At 42.3% G+C, this 14,956-nt stretch carries 17 protein-coding genes and 1 pseudogene; 8 read left to right on the forward strand and 10 right to left on the reverse strand.

The annotated features are described in order from the left end of the window. Positions 1 to 71: 71 nt before the first annotated feature. Entirely contained in the window at positions 72 to 287 is a 216-nt protein-coding gene (locus J2T16_RS21845; RefSeq protein WP_336122112.1) for a hypothetical protein, read from the reverse strand. A gap of 144 nt (positions 288 to 431) precedes the next feature. Between J2T16_RS21845 and J2T16_RS21850 the strand changes: the two genes are divergently transcribed. Both J2T16_RS21850 and J2T16_RS21855 read left to right on the forward strand, forming a co-directional pair. Then, positions 432 to 944, forward strand: a complete 513-nt coding sequence (locus J2T16_RS21850) for an RNA polymerase sigma factor (RefSeq protein ID WP_336122111.1) — start codon at positions 432 to 434, stop codon at positions 942 to 944. Beyond that, positions 944 to 2,020, forward strand: a complete 1,077-nt coding sequence (locus J2T16_RS21855; protein WP_499019245.1) for an anti sigma factor C-terminal domain-containing protein — start codon at positions 944 to 946, stop codon at positions 2,018 to 2,020. Before J2T16_RS21850 ends, J2T16_RS21855 begins: the two co-directional genes overlap by 1 nt. A gap of 151 nt (positions 2,021 to 2,171) precedes the next feature. Here J2T16_RS21855 and J2T16_RS21860 read toward each other — a convergent pair whose 3' ends face one another. Further along, positions 2,172 to 2,612, reverse strand: coding sequence for an oxidoreductase (locus tag J2T16_RS21860; protein WP_336122109.1), 441 nt, complete (start codon positions 2,610 to 2,612; stop codon positions 2,172 to 2,174). 205 nt (positions 2,613 to 2,817) lie between these two features. Here J2T16_RS21860 and J2T16_RS21865 point away from each other — a divergent pair, with 205 nt between their 5' ends. Next, the gene (locus tag J2T16_RS21865) at positions 2,818 to 3,840 is read left to right on the forward strand and encodes an ABC transporter substrate-binding protein (protein ID WP_336122108.1); all 1,023 of its coding nucleotides are present in this window, start codon (positions 2,818 to 2,820) and stop codon (positions 3,838 to 3,840) included. A 99-nt stretch (positions 3,841 to 3,939) separates the two neighbouring features. Next, positions 3,940 to 5,556, forward strand: coding sequence for a helix-turn-helix domain-containing protein (locus tag J2T16_RS21870; protein ID WP_499019247.1), 1,617 nt, complete (start codon positions 3,940 to 3,942; stop codon positions 5,554 to 5,556). A 21-nt stretch (positions 5,557 to 5,577) separates the two neighbouring features. On the opposite strand, the gene J2T16_RS21875 is transcribed toward J2T16_RS21870, so the two are convergent. From J2T16_RS21875 to J2T16_RS21890, 4 genes are all read right to left on the reverse strand, one after another. After that, positions 5,578 to 6,444 carry a DUF4085 family protein gene (locus J2T16_RS21875; protein WP_336122106.1) on the reverse strand — a complete coding sequence of 289 codons (867 nt, stop codon included), beginning with the start codon at positions 6,442 to 6,444 and terminating at the stop codon, positions 5,578 to 5,580. Between the two features lie 154 nt (positions 6,445 to 6,598). After that, the gene (locus tag J2T16_RS21880; RefSeq protein ID WP_499019248.1) at positions 6,599 to 6,973 is read right to left on the reverse strand and encodes a hypothetical protein; all 375 of its coding nucleotides are present in this window, start codon (positions 6,971 to 6,973) and stop codon (positions 6,599 to 6,601) included. Between the two features lie 75 nt (positions 6,974 to 7,048). Next, positions 7,049 to 7,678: an NUDIX hydrolase gene (locus tag J2T16_RS21885; protein ID WP_336122104.1), complete on the reverse strand. Its 630-nt coding sequence runs from the start codon at positions 7,676 to 7,678 to the stop codon at positions 7,049 to 7,051. Positions 7,679 to 7,712: 34 nt separating this feature from the next. After that, the gene (locus J2T16_RS21890) at positions 7,713 to 8,087 is read right to left on the reverse strand and encodes a winged helix-turn-helix transcriptional regulator (protein ID WP_336122103.1); all 375 of its coding nucleotides are present in this window, start codon (positions 8,085 to 8,087) and stop codon (positions 7,713 to 7,715) included. A gap of 201 nt (positions 8,088 to 8,288) precedes the next feature. On the opposite strand from J2T16_RS21890, the gene J2T16_RS21895 reads away from it, so the two are divergent. Then, a complete protein-coding gene (locus J2T16_RS21895; protein WP_336122102.1) occupies positions 8,289 to 8,885 on the forward strand; it encodes an NAD(P)H oxidoreductase in 597 nt (198 codons plus the stop codon). 256 nt (positions 8,886 to 9,141) lie between these two features. On the opposite strand, the pseudogene J2T16_RS21900 reads toward J2T16_RS21895, so the two are convergent. Continuing rightward, positions 9,142 to 9,342 (reverse strand): annotated as a pseudogene (locus J2T16_RS21900) (FusB/FusC family EF-G-binding protein); the annotation flags it as partial. A 732-nt stretch (positions 9,343 to 10,074) separates the two neighbouring features. On the opposite strand from J2T16_RS21900, the gene J2T16_RS21905 reads away from it, so the two are divergent. Further along, positions 10,075 to 11,412, forward strand: a complete 1,338-nt coding sequence (locus tag J2T16_RS21905; RefSeq protein ID WP_499019249.1) for a SpoIID/LytB domain-containing protein — start codon at positions 10,075 to 10,077, stop codon at positions 11,410 to 11,412. A gap of 119 nt (positions 11,413 to 11,531) precedes the next feature. Continuing rightward, complete coding sequence (locus J2T16_RS21910) at positions 11,532 to 11,960, forward strand: hypothetical protein (RefSeq protein WP_336122100.1); 429 nt, start codon at positions 11,532 to 11,534, stop codon at positions 11,958 to 11,960. Between the two features lie 202 nt (positions 11,961 to 12,162). On the opposite strand, the gene J2T16_RS21915 is transcribed toward J2T16_RS21910, so the two are convergent. The 3 genes from J2T16_RS21915 to J2T16_RS21925 form a co-directional block, all read right to left on the reverse strand. Then, a complete protein-coding gene (locus J2T16_RS21915) occupies positions 12,163 to 12,804 on the reverse strand; it encodes a FusB/FusC family EF-G-binding protein (protein WP_499019250.1) in 642 nt (213 codons plus the stop codon). 252 nt (positions 12,805 to 13,056) lie between these two features. Then, the gene (locus J2T16_RS21920) at positions 13,057 to 13,524 is read right to left on the reverse strand and encodes a GNAT family N-acetyltransferase (RefSeq protein ID WP_499019251.1); all 468 of its coding nucleotides are present in this window, start codon (positions 13,522 to 13,524) and stop codon (positions 13,057 to 13,059) included. Positions 13,525 to 13,610: 86 nt separating this feature from the next. After that, positions 13,611 to 14,255 carry a hypothetical protein gene (locus J2T16_RS21925; RefSeq protein WP_499019252.1) on the reverse strand — a complete coding sequence of 215 codons (645 nt, stop codon included), beginning with the start codon at positions 14,253 to 14,255 and terminating at the stop codon, positions 13,611 to 13,613. Between the two features lie 219 nt (positions 14,256 to 14,474). Here J2T16_RS21925 and J2T16_RS21930 point away from each other — a divergent pair, with 219 nt between their 5' ends. Continuing rightward, positions 14,475 to 14,861 (forward strand): hypothetical protein, encoded by a 387-nt coding sequence (locus J2T16_RS21930; RefSeq protein WP_499019254.1) that lies wholly within the window; start codon positions 14,475 to 14,477, stop codon positions 14,859 to 14,861. The last annotated feature ends 95 nt before the right edge of the window (positions 14,862 to 14,956 follow it).

Consider the following 14,956-nt stretch of genomic DNA (forward strand, 5'->3'; position numbering starts at 1 on the left):
TCACTCCCGATTTAAGTTATTGTATTAATCACTATTCACTAACTTAAAGGTCTCACCGCTTCACACAGCTATTACACTTTTTCATCGATAAAATGTTTATTATCCTCCTGCTCTTTTGCATGTTGAAGCCGTCTGACTTCTACGCGCAGATCACGTACTTCCTTCATCAGTAGATCAAGTTTCCTTGATGTTTTGGACGAATCCACGGCATAACGCACAACCGCTGCAACAATAAGCACAACAATAATGCATACAAAAACGGAAATTAACGCTGTAAATAACTCCATAGTCGTGTACATCTCCTTGGTGTCTATGAACTTATGTGCCTGACAAAAGCATAATCGAATTCATATTATTAATAAATATTCAATTTAATTGTAACATTTTTCAACTCCACCCGTTGTCTTAAATGAAGGAGGATGAAATCTGGAATGAGGAGTGATTTATATGCCGAACTATTCAAACAGTACCAATCCTCCCTGCATCTCTATCTCTACCGGATGTGTGGATCACAAGAAACGGCTGAGGAGTTAGTTCAAGAAACATTTTACAGAGCTATGGTATCCATGAAAACCGAACATGCCGACTATGCCAGAGCATGGCTGTACAAAGTAGCCCGACATTTATTTATCGATTGGTACCGAAAAAATCGCGGGGAAATGGAAATGAGCCGGGAACTGGAGAAACAAAGTGTAGAGAATACATATCGTACTCCTGAGGAAGTGCTCGCTGCTCGTGAACGGATAAAGCTCATTCAACAGGTCATGAAAAAACTGCCTGAACAATACCGGACTGTGCTGCTACTTCGCGAGATGAATGAACTGTCTTACAAGGAACTGTGTGAGGTTCTGGATATGAATATGAGCCAAGTCAAAGTTACCCTGTTTCGTGCCAGAGCACGATTTAAAGAAGAGATGTTACAGATGAAAGGAGAGAATGAATGATGTCCAAGCCAACGGAACCAGATGATCTGCATGTACTCCATGCAGATGATTTTGAACCTCAACGCCCGGAATGGAGTCATAAGCAATTTAGACGAATGGTATGGAAAACACGTTGGAAAATTTTCCTGAACGCAGGTGGAGTTCTATTTTTAATATTTATACTCTATCATGTCTATCTTACGGCTCTGCATATGTATTTCGATCAATCCAAAGTGCGTAATGAATTCATGCGTTCCATTATTTCGGTGGTGGAGATGCATGGTGACGGATTGCGCGTCGAAAAAAGTCCCCATCAGACGTTTGAAGTCACTCCCTTTTTAACACAAAAGGCCAATCTGAAAGTATATCGCCTCGTCGGTTCATCCGAAGTGATCACTGGTAAGGTTCAAGCCGAACGAAGTATTACCGGTAAATTCAGTTACAAGATGAATAGCACAGGTGCTTATTTAAATGGTAACGAGCCCGGTCCATTTTACCTTCCGTATGACTTGGTTGACGGCCAACCTTCCCATGAGGACACGGAGGAAAACAGCAGTTCCAAGCGACTTCGTAAAATAGATGACGGACATGTCGCCGAGATGTCGGTCTCATTGAAAAATCTAAAATCGCCCGAGCAATTGATGCAGTTGCTCTCTAAATATGATGTCCGAGTAACCGCGATGCCGATCTATTCAGGAGAAATGCAAGAAAAAAATCTTTCCTATTCGAGAGCAGGAATGTTTGACTATTTTGTTCCTCATCTGACGCTTAAACCGCTCTATGAAATGGAAGACGGCGGAGGTCGATGGTTTAATTATTTTCCTAGAGACACTAAAGATCAGAATCTGGCCCAGTCAGAAGGAACGATGCAGGAACAAATCCAAGCCATGATGTCTGATCTGGAATGGATGACCAGCAACCTCAGTTATAACGGTGTTGATTGGGATCAACGAAGACTTAACTATCTGAAAAAGAATGGCATACAAGTATATGGAGCTGTTATAACAGGTCCCGTACGTGAATTGCAGAAGATTAGCGAGAATCCGGAATTCCAGCATGTGCATCTGAACCGGGTAGAGATATGGAATTGGGATTAGAAATGTAGGCTTATTGTTAAAAAAGAGATCATGCCTTGGTGTGAACAGGGGATGATCTCTTTTTTTATATGCAAGATTCACAAATCTTGTGGCCGAATCAAGAAAGGTAAACACCGCGCTACGTAGATTTATTTTCATCTGATCCAAACTCTCACTGTATTCCTGCAATACGAAAAGTGTTAAGGATCGCATGTTCATAGTTCTCCCACTCAAAATAAAATGGACCCACCTGAAGTTTTTGATCATTTAGCATAAATTCTTTCCAAATGACGATATCATCTTCACGATCGATCTTCACTGAAACATACCCACATTCCTCATCGCCACACCCAGGGCATACAAGGATGGGATAGCGATAATACATAAATTCATGCGGCTTTCTAAGCAAAAAATAATCAAGCAACAGTAGCTGATATTCATCACTCCCCCACCCCAAACAGGGAACCAGATTATGCTTTTTTCGCATCCTATAGAAGACTGATCGTCCATCAATAATAATATCAGCGAACTCTGTATTTTTGTTGCCATCTTGTTCAGGATCAAGCTCATCAAATCTTGTACTTAATCTGGTTTCAATCGTGCTAGTTCTCAAATGTTCCCGTCCCCCATCCTCTCATTCGTAGAAACAAATTCTTTAACAAAGCAGCCTATCATTTTTAACTGTATTGTAACATGTACATAATAGACATATTTCAAAAAATGATATTACAATCTCAAAAGTCCATTGAACTAATCTGTTCGGCTATTTATGATAAGCAAAGTACAAATGAGAATAAATATCAGTGGGAGAAGTGAACATGATGGCATATCATAAAAAAGGCTTATCTATATTTAGCATGATGATTGTACTTAGCTTGGTGCTTGTTGCATGCGGCGAAGCGGGAAAAGTGAGAGAAGATGCAAATGCAAGTGAGGTCCAACAGGAACCTGCTACTTCCTCTGCCCAAAATCAAACAACAGGAACACGAACCGTCCAGCATATCCTCGGCAAAATTGAAATCCCGGAGCATCCTAAGAGGGTCATTGGATTATTCGTTGAAGATGAGATGAGTGCGCTTGGCGTCAAACCTATAATGCAATACTCCAGTGGCACCTATTACCAGACTTATCTTGAAGACTACTTAAAAGATGTGCCAAAACTGGATACAGCCGCTTTTAATTTTGAGGCCATTATGGCAGCACAGCCGGATCTCATTATCCTTGGCTTTCAGGGTTGGGCAGAAGAAGGTACCTACGAGAAGTTATCCAAAATTGCACCAACCTATGTATTCACCGGAAGTGAAATTCAGTATCCGCAGAACTGGAAAAAGAACCTGCTGCTTGTTGCTGACCTGCTTGGTAAAAAAGAACAAGCGGACGCTGTTATTCAGAAACGCGAAGCGGAAACAAAGCTTGCCAAGCAACAATTACAGGCCGCGTCTAAAGGAAAGACAACTGCAATGGTCCGCATTCATGCCAGCAAAGAAATCCGATTATATGGTGGTCCTGGTGGTCAAGTAGGGACTGCCCTATACGGTGATTTTGGACTGGAGCCCGCACCTATTGTCCGGAAGCTGGCGTGGGGTGAAGATAAGGATATTCAGACCATTTCAATGGAAACTATTCCTCAGATCGATGCCGATTATATTTTCCTCGCCGTAGATGAAGGCCGAGCGGAACAGGCCAAGGAACTTCAAGAAAGCACACTATGGAAACGACTCCCGGCTGTTCAACAAGGTCATGTCTATGAGGTTCGCGGCGACGTATGGATTACGAATGGTCCTCTCGCATACGAGAAGAAACTCGAAGACGTCAGGAAGGCAATTATTGCTGCAAATTGATACAGAAGAAGCTGGTCTGCCGAATGGTTGACTAGCTTCTTTTTTGTCTTTAGAATAGTGATAATAATTCTCATTTATGCAGGAGGAATTCGAACCTTCATGATCAACAACTCTACGAGCAGTCGCACCCAGCAGTCCACTGCCTTCCATTCCTGCTTTTTCAGATTAATTGATATTGTATCCCTGGAGACTAACCACCATCTCGAAATACCTCTAAACGTCAGTCTGAGCTACAGGATAATCGTTGTATCTGAGGGATCGGGCAAAATTCACATCGATGATCGTTCTTATAAGCTCACGACTGGGAGCAGCTACTCCATTGCACCTGGTAGCAAACCGGTCATTATTTCAGCTGGAGAAGATCAGAAACCCTTGCACTACCTATGTATGACCTTTGACATCATTGGCGCAGAGCCGGGTAACGACCTTCTGCCCCGTTTCAATAATAGGGAACTGATGATTGAGCCCATTCGTCGTACGATTTCAACCATGCGGAAGCTGATTACGATGAAAGATGCTGTAAGCGAGGAAGAACAGGTTGCCTATCATTTTCGTTTTCAGAAACTGATGTACGCACTGCTGAAGCAAAATAAGGTTGTATCTGAAACCGTCACCGCCATGCAAGCCGTGGAACAGAGTATTTCTTTTTTGATGGATCATTATCACGAAGAGATCAGCACGAAGCAGTTAGCCGAACAGACTGGTATAGGCATCAAGCATTACATCCGTTTATTCAAAAAAGTAACTGGTTCAACGCCTCATGAATACGTGTCTTCTCTACGAATAGGCAAAGCCAAAGAACTGCTCCTTGTTTCCAGAAAATCACTTGCTGAAATCGCCGAGCAGGTGGGCTATCGCGACAGTTATTACTTTAATCGGCGTTTCAAACAGATAACCGGTGTCCCGCCACGCGTATATGTAAATACACGCCAGTACAAGATCATGTCCATGAGCTATGTATGCACGTTGCTCGCTCTTGGTGTTCAACCCATCGGGGCACCTGCCTATCATCTGGGTTATTATGCTCAACAACTGGCAGATAACATCACGAGTATCGGAGACAAATCCACATTCTATTATGACAAGATGCATGCGCTGAAACCTGATCTTATTATCAGTTGTGATATGCTTGATCTGGAACATCAGCAACAACTGGAACGCATCGCTCCCTTGGTAACCGTTCCTTGGATGGGTCTGCATGCTACTGAGCATTTACAAGCGATTGGTGATCTGCTTGGGATGGAGAAGCAGGCACAGAACTGGATTAACGAATATGAGTTGAAACGAGAGTACGCCCAGCGCCGGATTAAACCTCATATAAATACCCATGAGACCGTAGGCCTCATGGTCATTGAAGGGAACGAATTATTCGTGCTTGGAGATCGCAATGTGGGTGAAATTATGTATGGTTCCTTTGGTTTACAGCCGCCTCCACTTGTTCGTAACCTGCTGGTAGAGCACCCTAACCAGTACGGAAGACAAGTAACGGTTGAACAGCTCTGGCAATATGAGGCCGATCGTTTATTTGTCATCGTATATGGTGCGGAAGCTGCGCTAACGTATAATCAACTGCAGCGCAATCCGATATGGAGACAGTTAACCGCCGTTCGTCAAGGCAAAGTGCAGATGATCGATCCCGACAAATGGATTTTCTACGATGTACTTTCGCTTTCCGGCCAACTGGATGACGGGATGAATCTACTCGCCAACGGATGATGTGCATCTGTTGGCTCGGTGTCATTCTAGCGTTTCGGCAACAATATCGGCACAACGTACAATCAATTCAGGCATGGGTTCTCCATCCAAAAGAACATGCAGTTCGTACCCGTTATTGATCCGGTACAGCTCCTGGTACAGCCAGTGACTGCCAACGATCTCACCTTCTTGCTTAACAATTTCAGGTGCCGTAAGCGTGAGTTTATTGATATCAGTGAAGCCACCTCGGTTGTCTAAATTGATAACCAGATTATCGGCGTGCAATAGGTCAGTCACCTTGCAATCATGAAACTGCACCCGGCGGTGAACATCATCTGCAATATTCTGGTTCAACATCGCTTCTCTATGGGCATGTCCAATACGTTCGATCTCTTGGGTACTCTCTGCACTCTTTTTCTTAAGCTGCTGCATAACTTCGCTTGTGCAATACCCCAGTGCAAACACACGGATGTCTGCAACTTGTTTTAAGATGTCAGCAGGTAGTTTCTTAGCACGGTATTGGAAATTCCACTCCATCGCTTCTTTATACTTGTCTTTACATTGCTTCTCATCAAAAGCAGGACGGACATCATATTCGGCAATCAACTTCTCAATATGTGCTCGTTCTTCCGGCGGCATGTGGTACACCATCTGATCTTCTTCCTTCACTTCTTCTCCGCTAAAAGCCTTATCTGCACGGGTCAGCACCTGACCATCATGCTCCAACATGAATCGAGGATCAGTATCATACAACTCACGTTCTTGCTTTACATGCTCTTTTTCCTTCCGTTTGTACAATCGCTGAAAAAGAGTCTCATCCATCAACGCCGCGCCTTTATGTACTCTCAATCCAAAGTGAAGCCCGGTCTGCTGGCACGTTTCGTACCACTCTTTGGTTAGATATTTCATAGGCATCTCTCCTGTTCGTACAGCTTTTTAATCTGTGGTTCAGCCGTGACATTTTTATACCAATCGCTGGTTAGAAATTGTTCTATGGTTTTCATCGCTACTCCTCCAGATTATCCAGCCTCAGTGTCCTCGTAAAAATCACAGCCGTGCTAGTCTACATCCAGGTTTGAAAAAATTTGTGTTTGATTTCTTTGTCGTTCCGCGCCGCCCACTCACGAACAGCTTCAACGCCTGCGGCCTCTTGATCTCCCTTAAAATAAAAGCATAAATCCATCGGCACAATCCGTTTTCCATAGCGTTTAAACCCGATTCGTCTATAATTCATATAAATACACTCAATCTGAGAGGCATCGTATTTCTGTAGTTGGGTAGAAATCACATGATCGCTTTCCAGCGTAATGCTAGGTTTGGTAAACGACAAACGATAGATTAGAAAGATGATATATCCTAAAATAAAGGTCAATATCACGATCAAGGCATACTTCAGGATACTATTTTTGTCGAATATAACATTCCTAATAAACATCATTTCAATGACCAGCATACATACCAGGTTCAATACAGCTCTTGGATAAATCGTTTTGAATGTAATGAGTCATACCTCCTATTCATTCTCTATATTCATTTTCAACCACTTGGAAGGTGTTTTTCTGGCAAAATGCTTTTCTACAAAATCCAGAATATCATCAATTCCAGGCAATGCTGCGTTGTGTTTGGCTTCGTCAAACGTCATCCATCGGTAATCGCTATGCTCATGATTCAACTGGACAGACTGATCCTCGTGCACATAACCTACAAATACGGGAGCCATATAGATATAATCCTCTGCCTGTGAATAGAACTGTTCGAACTGATTAGACGTGTATAAACGAATATCCGTGATGCCCGTTTCCTCACGAATCTCTCGAATCGCGGCCTCCCATGCCTTTTCCCTTGGCTCAATACCACCGCCGATATAACACCACTCACCATGCAGCATTCGACCAGCCCGTTTCAGCATCAGCACATGAAATTCATTCAGATATTTCTTCAAGAGTACTACAGCAACCCCTTCACAGCGGATCGGCACAGTCTGTTTGGGTAGATCGATTAAATCGGTTGAGTTGGCCGGAGTATCCTTCGTGGACTGCTTAGCTTGTGTAGCCCTATTGGCTTGTGTGTTTTGGTCGGAATGACTTAATTGACCCGTTTGGTTCACTCGGCTTACTCCTTGCGCATCCGTTGTATGTTTCACCGATTCTCTCCCCTGCCCTTCACATTTCCTGGAATTAAAAATCCTCCAACACCTTCGACTTATCGCCGTAAACCTTATCCAAATGCTCTTCTCCCCAATAACACAGAAGATCCAACGCAGGCTTAAGTCCCAATCCATACGTTGTCAGCTCATACTCCACTCGCGGAGGAACCTCGGAGTATACCTTACGCTGCACAATTTCGTCCTTTTCCAGTGCTCGGAGCTGTGTGGTCAGCATTTTCTGCGTAATTTCGGGGATTAACCGTTTCAGCTCCGACGTTCTTTTGCAACCTGTAAACAAATGATAAATAATGAGCGGCTTCCACTTGCCACCCATCACTTCCAGCGCCGCTTCAACACCAACTCTATATTTCTTGGGAGCTTCAGTATTTGTCTTGCCTTGTTCCATCTTGATCTTCCTCCGATATCTTTCTGAGCCTCATGTCGGTACATTTAAGTTTCACGTTCAAATTTCATGTTCCCAGGGTACTTTCATCTCCCTATAGAACAATAAAGTGCGTACTTCCAGATGTTTTCAACTCTGTTTATAATAGCATCAGCAGAGGAGCTATGGCTACCGAACCAAGCTCCAGAAAGGTTGTGATAGATAATGAACGTATTAGTAGTGGTATCTCATTCGCGCAAAGATTCCCTGACCTTTCAGGTCACAGGTCGTTTCGTTCAAGGTCTGACAGAAGCAGGTCATCAAGCCGAAATCGTGGATTTGCACGAGATTGGTTTTGATCCGATCCTGCGAGCAGAGGATGAACCAGATTATACGCAAGATAATCAGCGCTTCTCCCCTCAGATTGAGACGGAGATTGCACGGCTCAGGAAAAACGATGCGATTGCTTTTGTCTTCCCTCTATGGTGGTGGCATCTGCCAGCGATGCTGAAAGGGTATATTGACCGTGTGATGAACAACAGTTTTGCCTATGGTTCGAACAAGTTGCATCATGAGCAAATGTTGTGGATCGCTCTTGCCGGTGTGACGGAAGAACAGATGAATAAGCGGGGCTATGGTGACTCCATCCAAAACCTGCTCAATGTTGGTATCGCCGATTACTGTGGCGTGACTAACTCAAAGGTTGAATTTTTGTACGAAACGGTGGACACTCCGCCGGAACACTATGAGGAACTGCTGAATCAGGCGTTTGATTTGGGCGTTAATTATGCCAGCGCATCTGCTGAACAGTCAGTAACATAAATGGTTAGGGTCCATCCATCCCTTTCTCAATTGAAAAAATAAACACCTCACATGCCGCTCCGCCTTTTGTAAAATAAATCACCCTTGGCCGCTTTTCATAAGCGCTTATGGTAAGTAAAACACCCCGGCATTACACATCAAAAAGGGCCGCTCAGTTGAGCGGCCTTTCCTGTGTTTGTGCTGTTTGGCGATCGTAATTAGGCTACGTTACGATGCTGCTTGTTTTGTGATATATGCTGCACAAAACTCTCCGACCTTATTTCATCGTTGCCAGCAAGAATTTCTCCAACATGCTAATGTCCGTGATGCTCTCGTTGCACGCCTGATCATCCATACAAACATACTGGCCAACAGACGCAAAATTGTCCGCCGACCGTGCCTTGGTCTTCACGTTGTAGAATCCAAGCTCCTGATGGCGGTGACAGAACATGCAGTATCCCTTCTTGTTCGTGGGCGTCTGCGAGGCGAACCATGATATTAATGTATCTTTTCCAGGGCAAACGAACTCATTTTGTCGCGCTCCTACACAAAGTCCGCCCCTATTCAGGCTTTGCGTAAGGCTTTCTAGCGAACGAGCAATCCGGCATCATCCCTATTGCCACGTCATAACCCCCAAAGCAATTGATATAACGGGCATTATAGCAGGGCAGCATAGTGTAGGCAACGAACTTCGTTCCAGGACTCAATTCAAAAATAACTTTATTCTAAATATATAAATGATAAAGTCTAGAGTTCTCTAAATCTATATTGAATTTGCCTTCTTAAGTATATCTAGCCCTAATACCCCCCCCGATATAAATTCCAATATAATCCACTCCAACTTCTAACATCAAGATATGACTTGCTCCCATTTCAATGACAATATTATTAAACCAATCCTTTTTCTTTTGTTGATATATTGTTAGTTCAGTAAAGCTATACAATATAAATTTCGGAAATTCCACAGAAACATCATTGACAATTTAGAGTTTAATAGGTAACAATATTAAATGTATGGATATTCAATATAAGGAAAATAGTAGAAGAAAATCAACGATACTTCCACTGATCACATCCTATAAAGAGCCGAGATGAAATTCTTATTTGGGAGTAGCTTGATTTCATAGGAGGTGATTAATGAAAGTTCATTCGTTCTTTCAACGCTGTATCATAGTTTATCCATTCTGAAAAACTAGGAGGAATAATATTCATGTTGAAAATGTTCAAATCCGTATTTGTCTCATGCTGCATGGTATCGATTCTAACAATTCCACTTGCAAGTAACGCTTTTGCAAATGACTCGGTTAAGACCATCAGTTCATCTGACAGTATATTGCCTACCGTTGTCTCTGATTATGTGGACGCAATCAATAACAAAGACTGGGATTCGTTTGTTCACTCTTATTCACCCGATCGACAACAATTTTACCAAGGATTCCCAAGTAAAGAACAAGAAGAAAATAAAACAGGTATTTTATCTGTAGAATCTATCAATGTATTCGAGGCTAAAAAACTCCCTTCGAATAAAATATTAAAAGTAGAGCCCTATTTTGCTGACATCAGCTCAGCATATACGGATATCGAATATTACTATGTGGGATTTAATTATACAGTTAATAAAGAAAGCGAATTCTTCTATAATGGTGTTAAATATGAGTTAATTGCAACAGGCAATCTAAATGGACAAGAATATATTATTGGTCATGAGAATGTCTATAATATTGATGAGCTTGTAGCTCTTGGCTATGCCTTTAATTCAACAGCTGAGCAAAAAGCCAATAACATAGTTAAAGAACGAGAAAAAGGGAATATTGTAAACTTCGAGAATAAATCTATAGAGCAAACTACTATTAATGAAGATCCGCAACATGCAGAATTAAACCAAACAGTAGAAGAAAATACTATAGATCTAAATCAGGATCTTCCCGAAATGACTACAATTAAGAAACCACGAGAACAACTGAATTTGGAAAAGGCTAAGAACGGAAGTAACGCTCAAAGCAATTCGGGCGATATCCAACCTCTAAGTGCTACGAGTACACCATCAACGTTTAAATTGTATATTACTGGTTCCGGAACAATCACTAATATCGGATTTGACACTTATGCTAAGAATGTATTGCCAAACGAGTGGTACGGATCATGGAAATCGGAGTCTTTGAAAGCTGGAGCAGTAACAATTAAGACATATGCATGGTACAACGCCACTTACCCAAGAAAACCTGCAACAAATTATGGGGCACACTTGACAGACCGCTGGCAAAATTACCAACACTACGTTCCAAATTCTGGTCAAACAACTACAAACAATGCTGTTAATGCCGTATCAGGAATCTTCATGGTCAATTCTGATGGCAAAGTTTTTGACGCTCAGTATAGAGCAGGGTCAGAAGGGGTTATTGGTACAGTTTCGAGTGGAGTGTTAAGTCAATGGGGCACACAATATATTGCGCAAAATTACCCAGAGTATGACTACTACACCATGCTAAGCTATTACTACAGTTTTTCTGATAAAAGTAGTGGATATATCCAAACTGGGAATTATTAATCATATACTTCAGTTTAAAAACGTCAAACGTAAGGTTTGGCGTTTTTTTTTGGAATTTTAGTTCATTTTTTTCTATAATATAGATTATTCATTGAAAATTATAGAAGGAGGTGATAATTATGACAAAAAAAGCATTCTACCTGCTTCTTTTTTTCCTTCTTCTTCTCACTGCATGTACTTCAGAAGACTCTGGAAAAAATCTTGAGACTGAAAATGTTCAAAGAAAAGAGTCTGCTCCTATAATCACAAGTATTAAGACTAACTTTCCTGAAAAAGAAGGTTGGGTCGTAGTTCCTGCAAACAGTTCTGATTTGACGGTCACTGTAGAGGCAACTAACGCGGAAACACTTCTGTTCTGGTCCGTTCCAACTGGGACAGAGACGTGGAAAGAAAGAGAACTAATTGGGTACGATACCAGTGAGAGCGATGGTTGGAAAATAACATGGAATATTGCGGGTAAGTCATTACACAATCGTCTAGTGGTTCAAGCATTAGGAAGTGATGGAAAAACGATCACTGATGAAACGATAAATATTACGAATGAGTAAGTCTCACTAGAGTAAAAAAACAGTTCCTCCTGTGACTGGACTTTCACCGGATAGAAGATGCGTGCTTAACTGGGCACGCCACATCAAAAAGGGCCGCTCAGTTGAGCGGCCTTTCCTGTGTTTGTGCTGTTTGGCGATCGTAATTAGGCTACGTTACGATGCTGCTTGTTTTGTGATATATGCTGCACAAAACTCTCCAGCTCTATTTAACCGTTGCCAGCAAGAATTTCTCCAACATGCTAATGTCCGTGATGCTCTCGTTGCACGCCTGATCATCCATACACACATACTGACCCACGGAAGCAAAGTTGTCCGCCGACTGTGCCTTGGTCTTCACGTTGTAGAATCCAAGCTCCTGATGGCGATGACAGAACATACAGTATCCCTTCTTGTTCGTGGCGGCAAGGCGTCCCTCAATCCCGAGGAACTTGCCTTCGTGCGGGTACACGATGAACAAACGGCTTGTCGCAATATAGATCCATCTCAGGTACGTGGTGTGTACATAATCGATGGATTCCAGATCAGGAAGTTTGAGCTTCTTCGCCTTTGGAAACAACTTCTGAATCTGCTTGGCTGTAACCTGTGGGTATGGAATCAGATAGTCTTCAAGCTGATTCAGATAGAGTTGCACGTCATGCGGCGTCGCATACGTGGATAACTGCTCCAGCAGCTGCTTCTGTTCCAGCGTCAGATTCTCGAAGATGCCTACGGCATTCGTACTGACGGTGTAGCGGACCGTATCCAATACTTTGGGGTCCACGACCGAGCGCAGCGTTTTCAGCAGAAATTCGGCTTGTTTATAAATATAGTTATATTGATGATTATGAATAAATGGTGTTTGCATGGCCTTCAGCCCCTTATTTATAGTAGTCAAGCAAATAAGGTGCAAAGCCTGCGGGTCGAACCATGATATTGGTGTTGATTTCAGGGCACACGATCTCATGTTGTCGCGCCCTACACAAAGTCCGCCCCTATTCAGGCTTTGCGTAGGGCTTTCTAGCGAACGAGCAATCCGGCATCATCCATATTGCCACGTCATAACCCCCAATACAATCGATATACGGAAATTATAGCAGGAATGGTGGGAAGGGGGCAATTACAGCGTTAACACTGCCTGCACTTCACCACAAGCCAATACATCACCAATAAGTTGAAAACCAAGAGAATCATAGATTTTCTTAGCAGGCACATTTTCCGGTTTATACGTTAGCTCTACCACTTTGGCTTCCCCACGCGGGGCTGAACGTGCATACGCAATCGCTTTCTCTACCATTTCTCTGCCGTATCCCTGTCCTTGGTACCGATGGTCAATCATCATTTTGAAAATACCATAGCTGCTGTAGTCGAAATTTCCATCTCCATCGTCATAATACATCGAAATAAATCCGACCATTCGTTCATCCTTGTATACTGCAAATGTGATAATGATCTGCCCCTCATCCGAGGCTATGTACGCTTCTGCAAGTGCATGCTGATTCGAAGAGATGAATTGTTGCTGATCCGGAGAAACCTTGAGTTCAATACATTCAATAAAGTTATCCCAAGTGATTTTTCTGAATTCCATTTCTTTTCCCCCTGCTCGTAGAGTGAATTGTAGATGCTACCCCATACATGCTTTTGTATATACTCATCTTATCTTAGTACTTCATCCTAGTATTTCTCTCTAAATCGTTCGGCCCACCAGTCCTTCTTCATTAGATATTCCGTTCTAATCGGCATAATCAAGTAGTCATCTGCGACTTCAATCGGCTCATGAGGACCGTTATAGATTAATTCCACATTCATATGAAAGGGGTGAATAGTCCTGCCCGTTTCCACCTCAAACTCCCTAACATACCTTATAACATCCGGTTTACCTTCCCAGTAATGCATCGCAGCTTGTCCGCCTGCGGGCATGTTCCACCACTGGATGAAGGAGGGCCATAGTGCGATCAAAGCGTTTCTCCATCCATCGTGTTCTACAGTTTCAAGTTGAGGCGGGTTAAGCACAAAAGGTGATATATGATTATGGTTAAGGTAAGCAAACTTTACTTGGGCCTGTGATCGAAAATTGGATACAGCTATTTGCCGGATCTTTGCTTCCGCTTTTTGTTGAATGCTGTTCTTCCAGAAATCTTGCCATTGTGTCTCAAACTCCAGATGTAACTCATCTGCTAAAACAACCTTCCTGTCAGGCCATGCACTGTGCTCAATGAAATACGTATTGCAAATGCCATACGCTCTGGCGACATAGACTAAAAAGTTCAATTCAACATCACTTGATATGCACACAGACCATAAGTTTGAATCCGTCATCATAATGAGCTTCCCACTCCTCTCATTTTTATTTTTTTCCTATAGTACCATTTAATTCAAATAAAGGTAACCAGAGAGATTTTAGTTAAGCATGAGAGAATCTACTTACATAGAACTGGTAGTACTGGTAAAATAAAAAAACGGATACAGCGCCATTAGCATCAATTGGTTTCAATAGTTGAAGTACATATAGTTCGCGCCAAAAAGGATGTAATTCATTTGAGAAATAAAAAGATAATCATTAGCATTTTTACACTGTGTATTCTACTGCTATTCGGTTTTATGAGATGGGACCAACTTGAATCTGAATCCAGCGCAGACCTCAAATATAAATATGATCGATGGACAGGCCAGAAATGGGTCGAATTCTATCCGCCGCTAGCTTCCTCCAATAGTATGGAGTTCCCACTTATATACATCGATGAGATAAATCCGAACGATATTAATCACTATTTAGCGAAACAAGCTCTTTCTGGAGAACTGGTGAACAAGTGGATTGAGCGAACTCAATATACGGACGGATACTTAGGTGTATTATTGTTGAACATCATCGTAACTGTGTATAGTTGCTTAAAGATATGGATGAAGAAACGTAATACAAGGTGATCTGTTAAAGACTACAAAAAAGAAGCTATCTCCCTGGCCTTCCCCAGTTTGACAGCTTCTTTTTCACATTACATTCACATAACTTGAAAACAAAC

It is taken from the genome of Paenibacillus intestini (genome assembly GCF_030803945.1).
Classification (GTDB): domain Bacteria; phylum Bacillota; class Bacilli; order Paenibacillales; family Paenibacillaceae; genus Paenibacillus; species Paenibacillus polysaccharolyticus.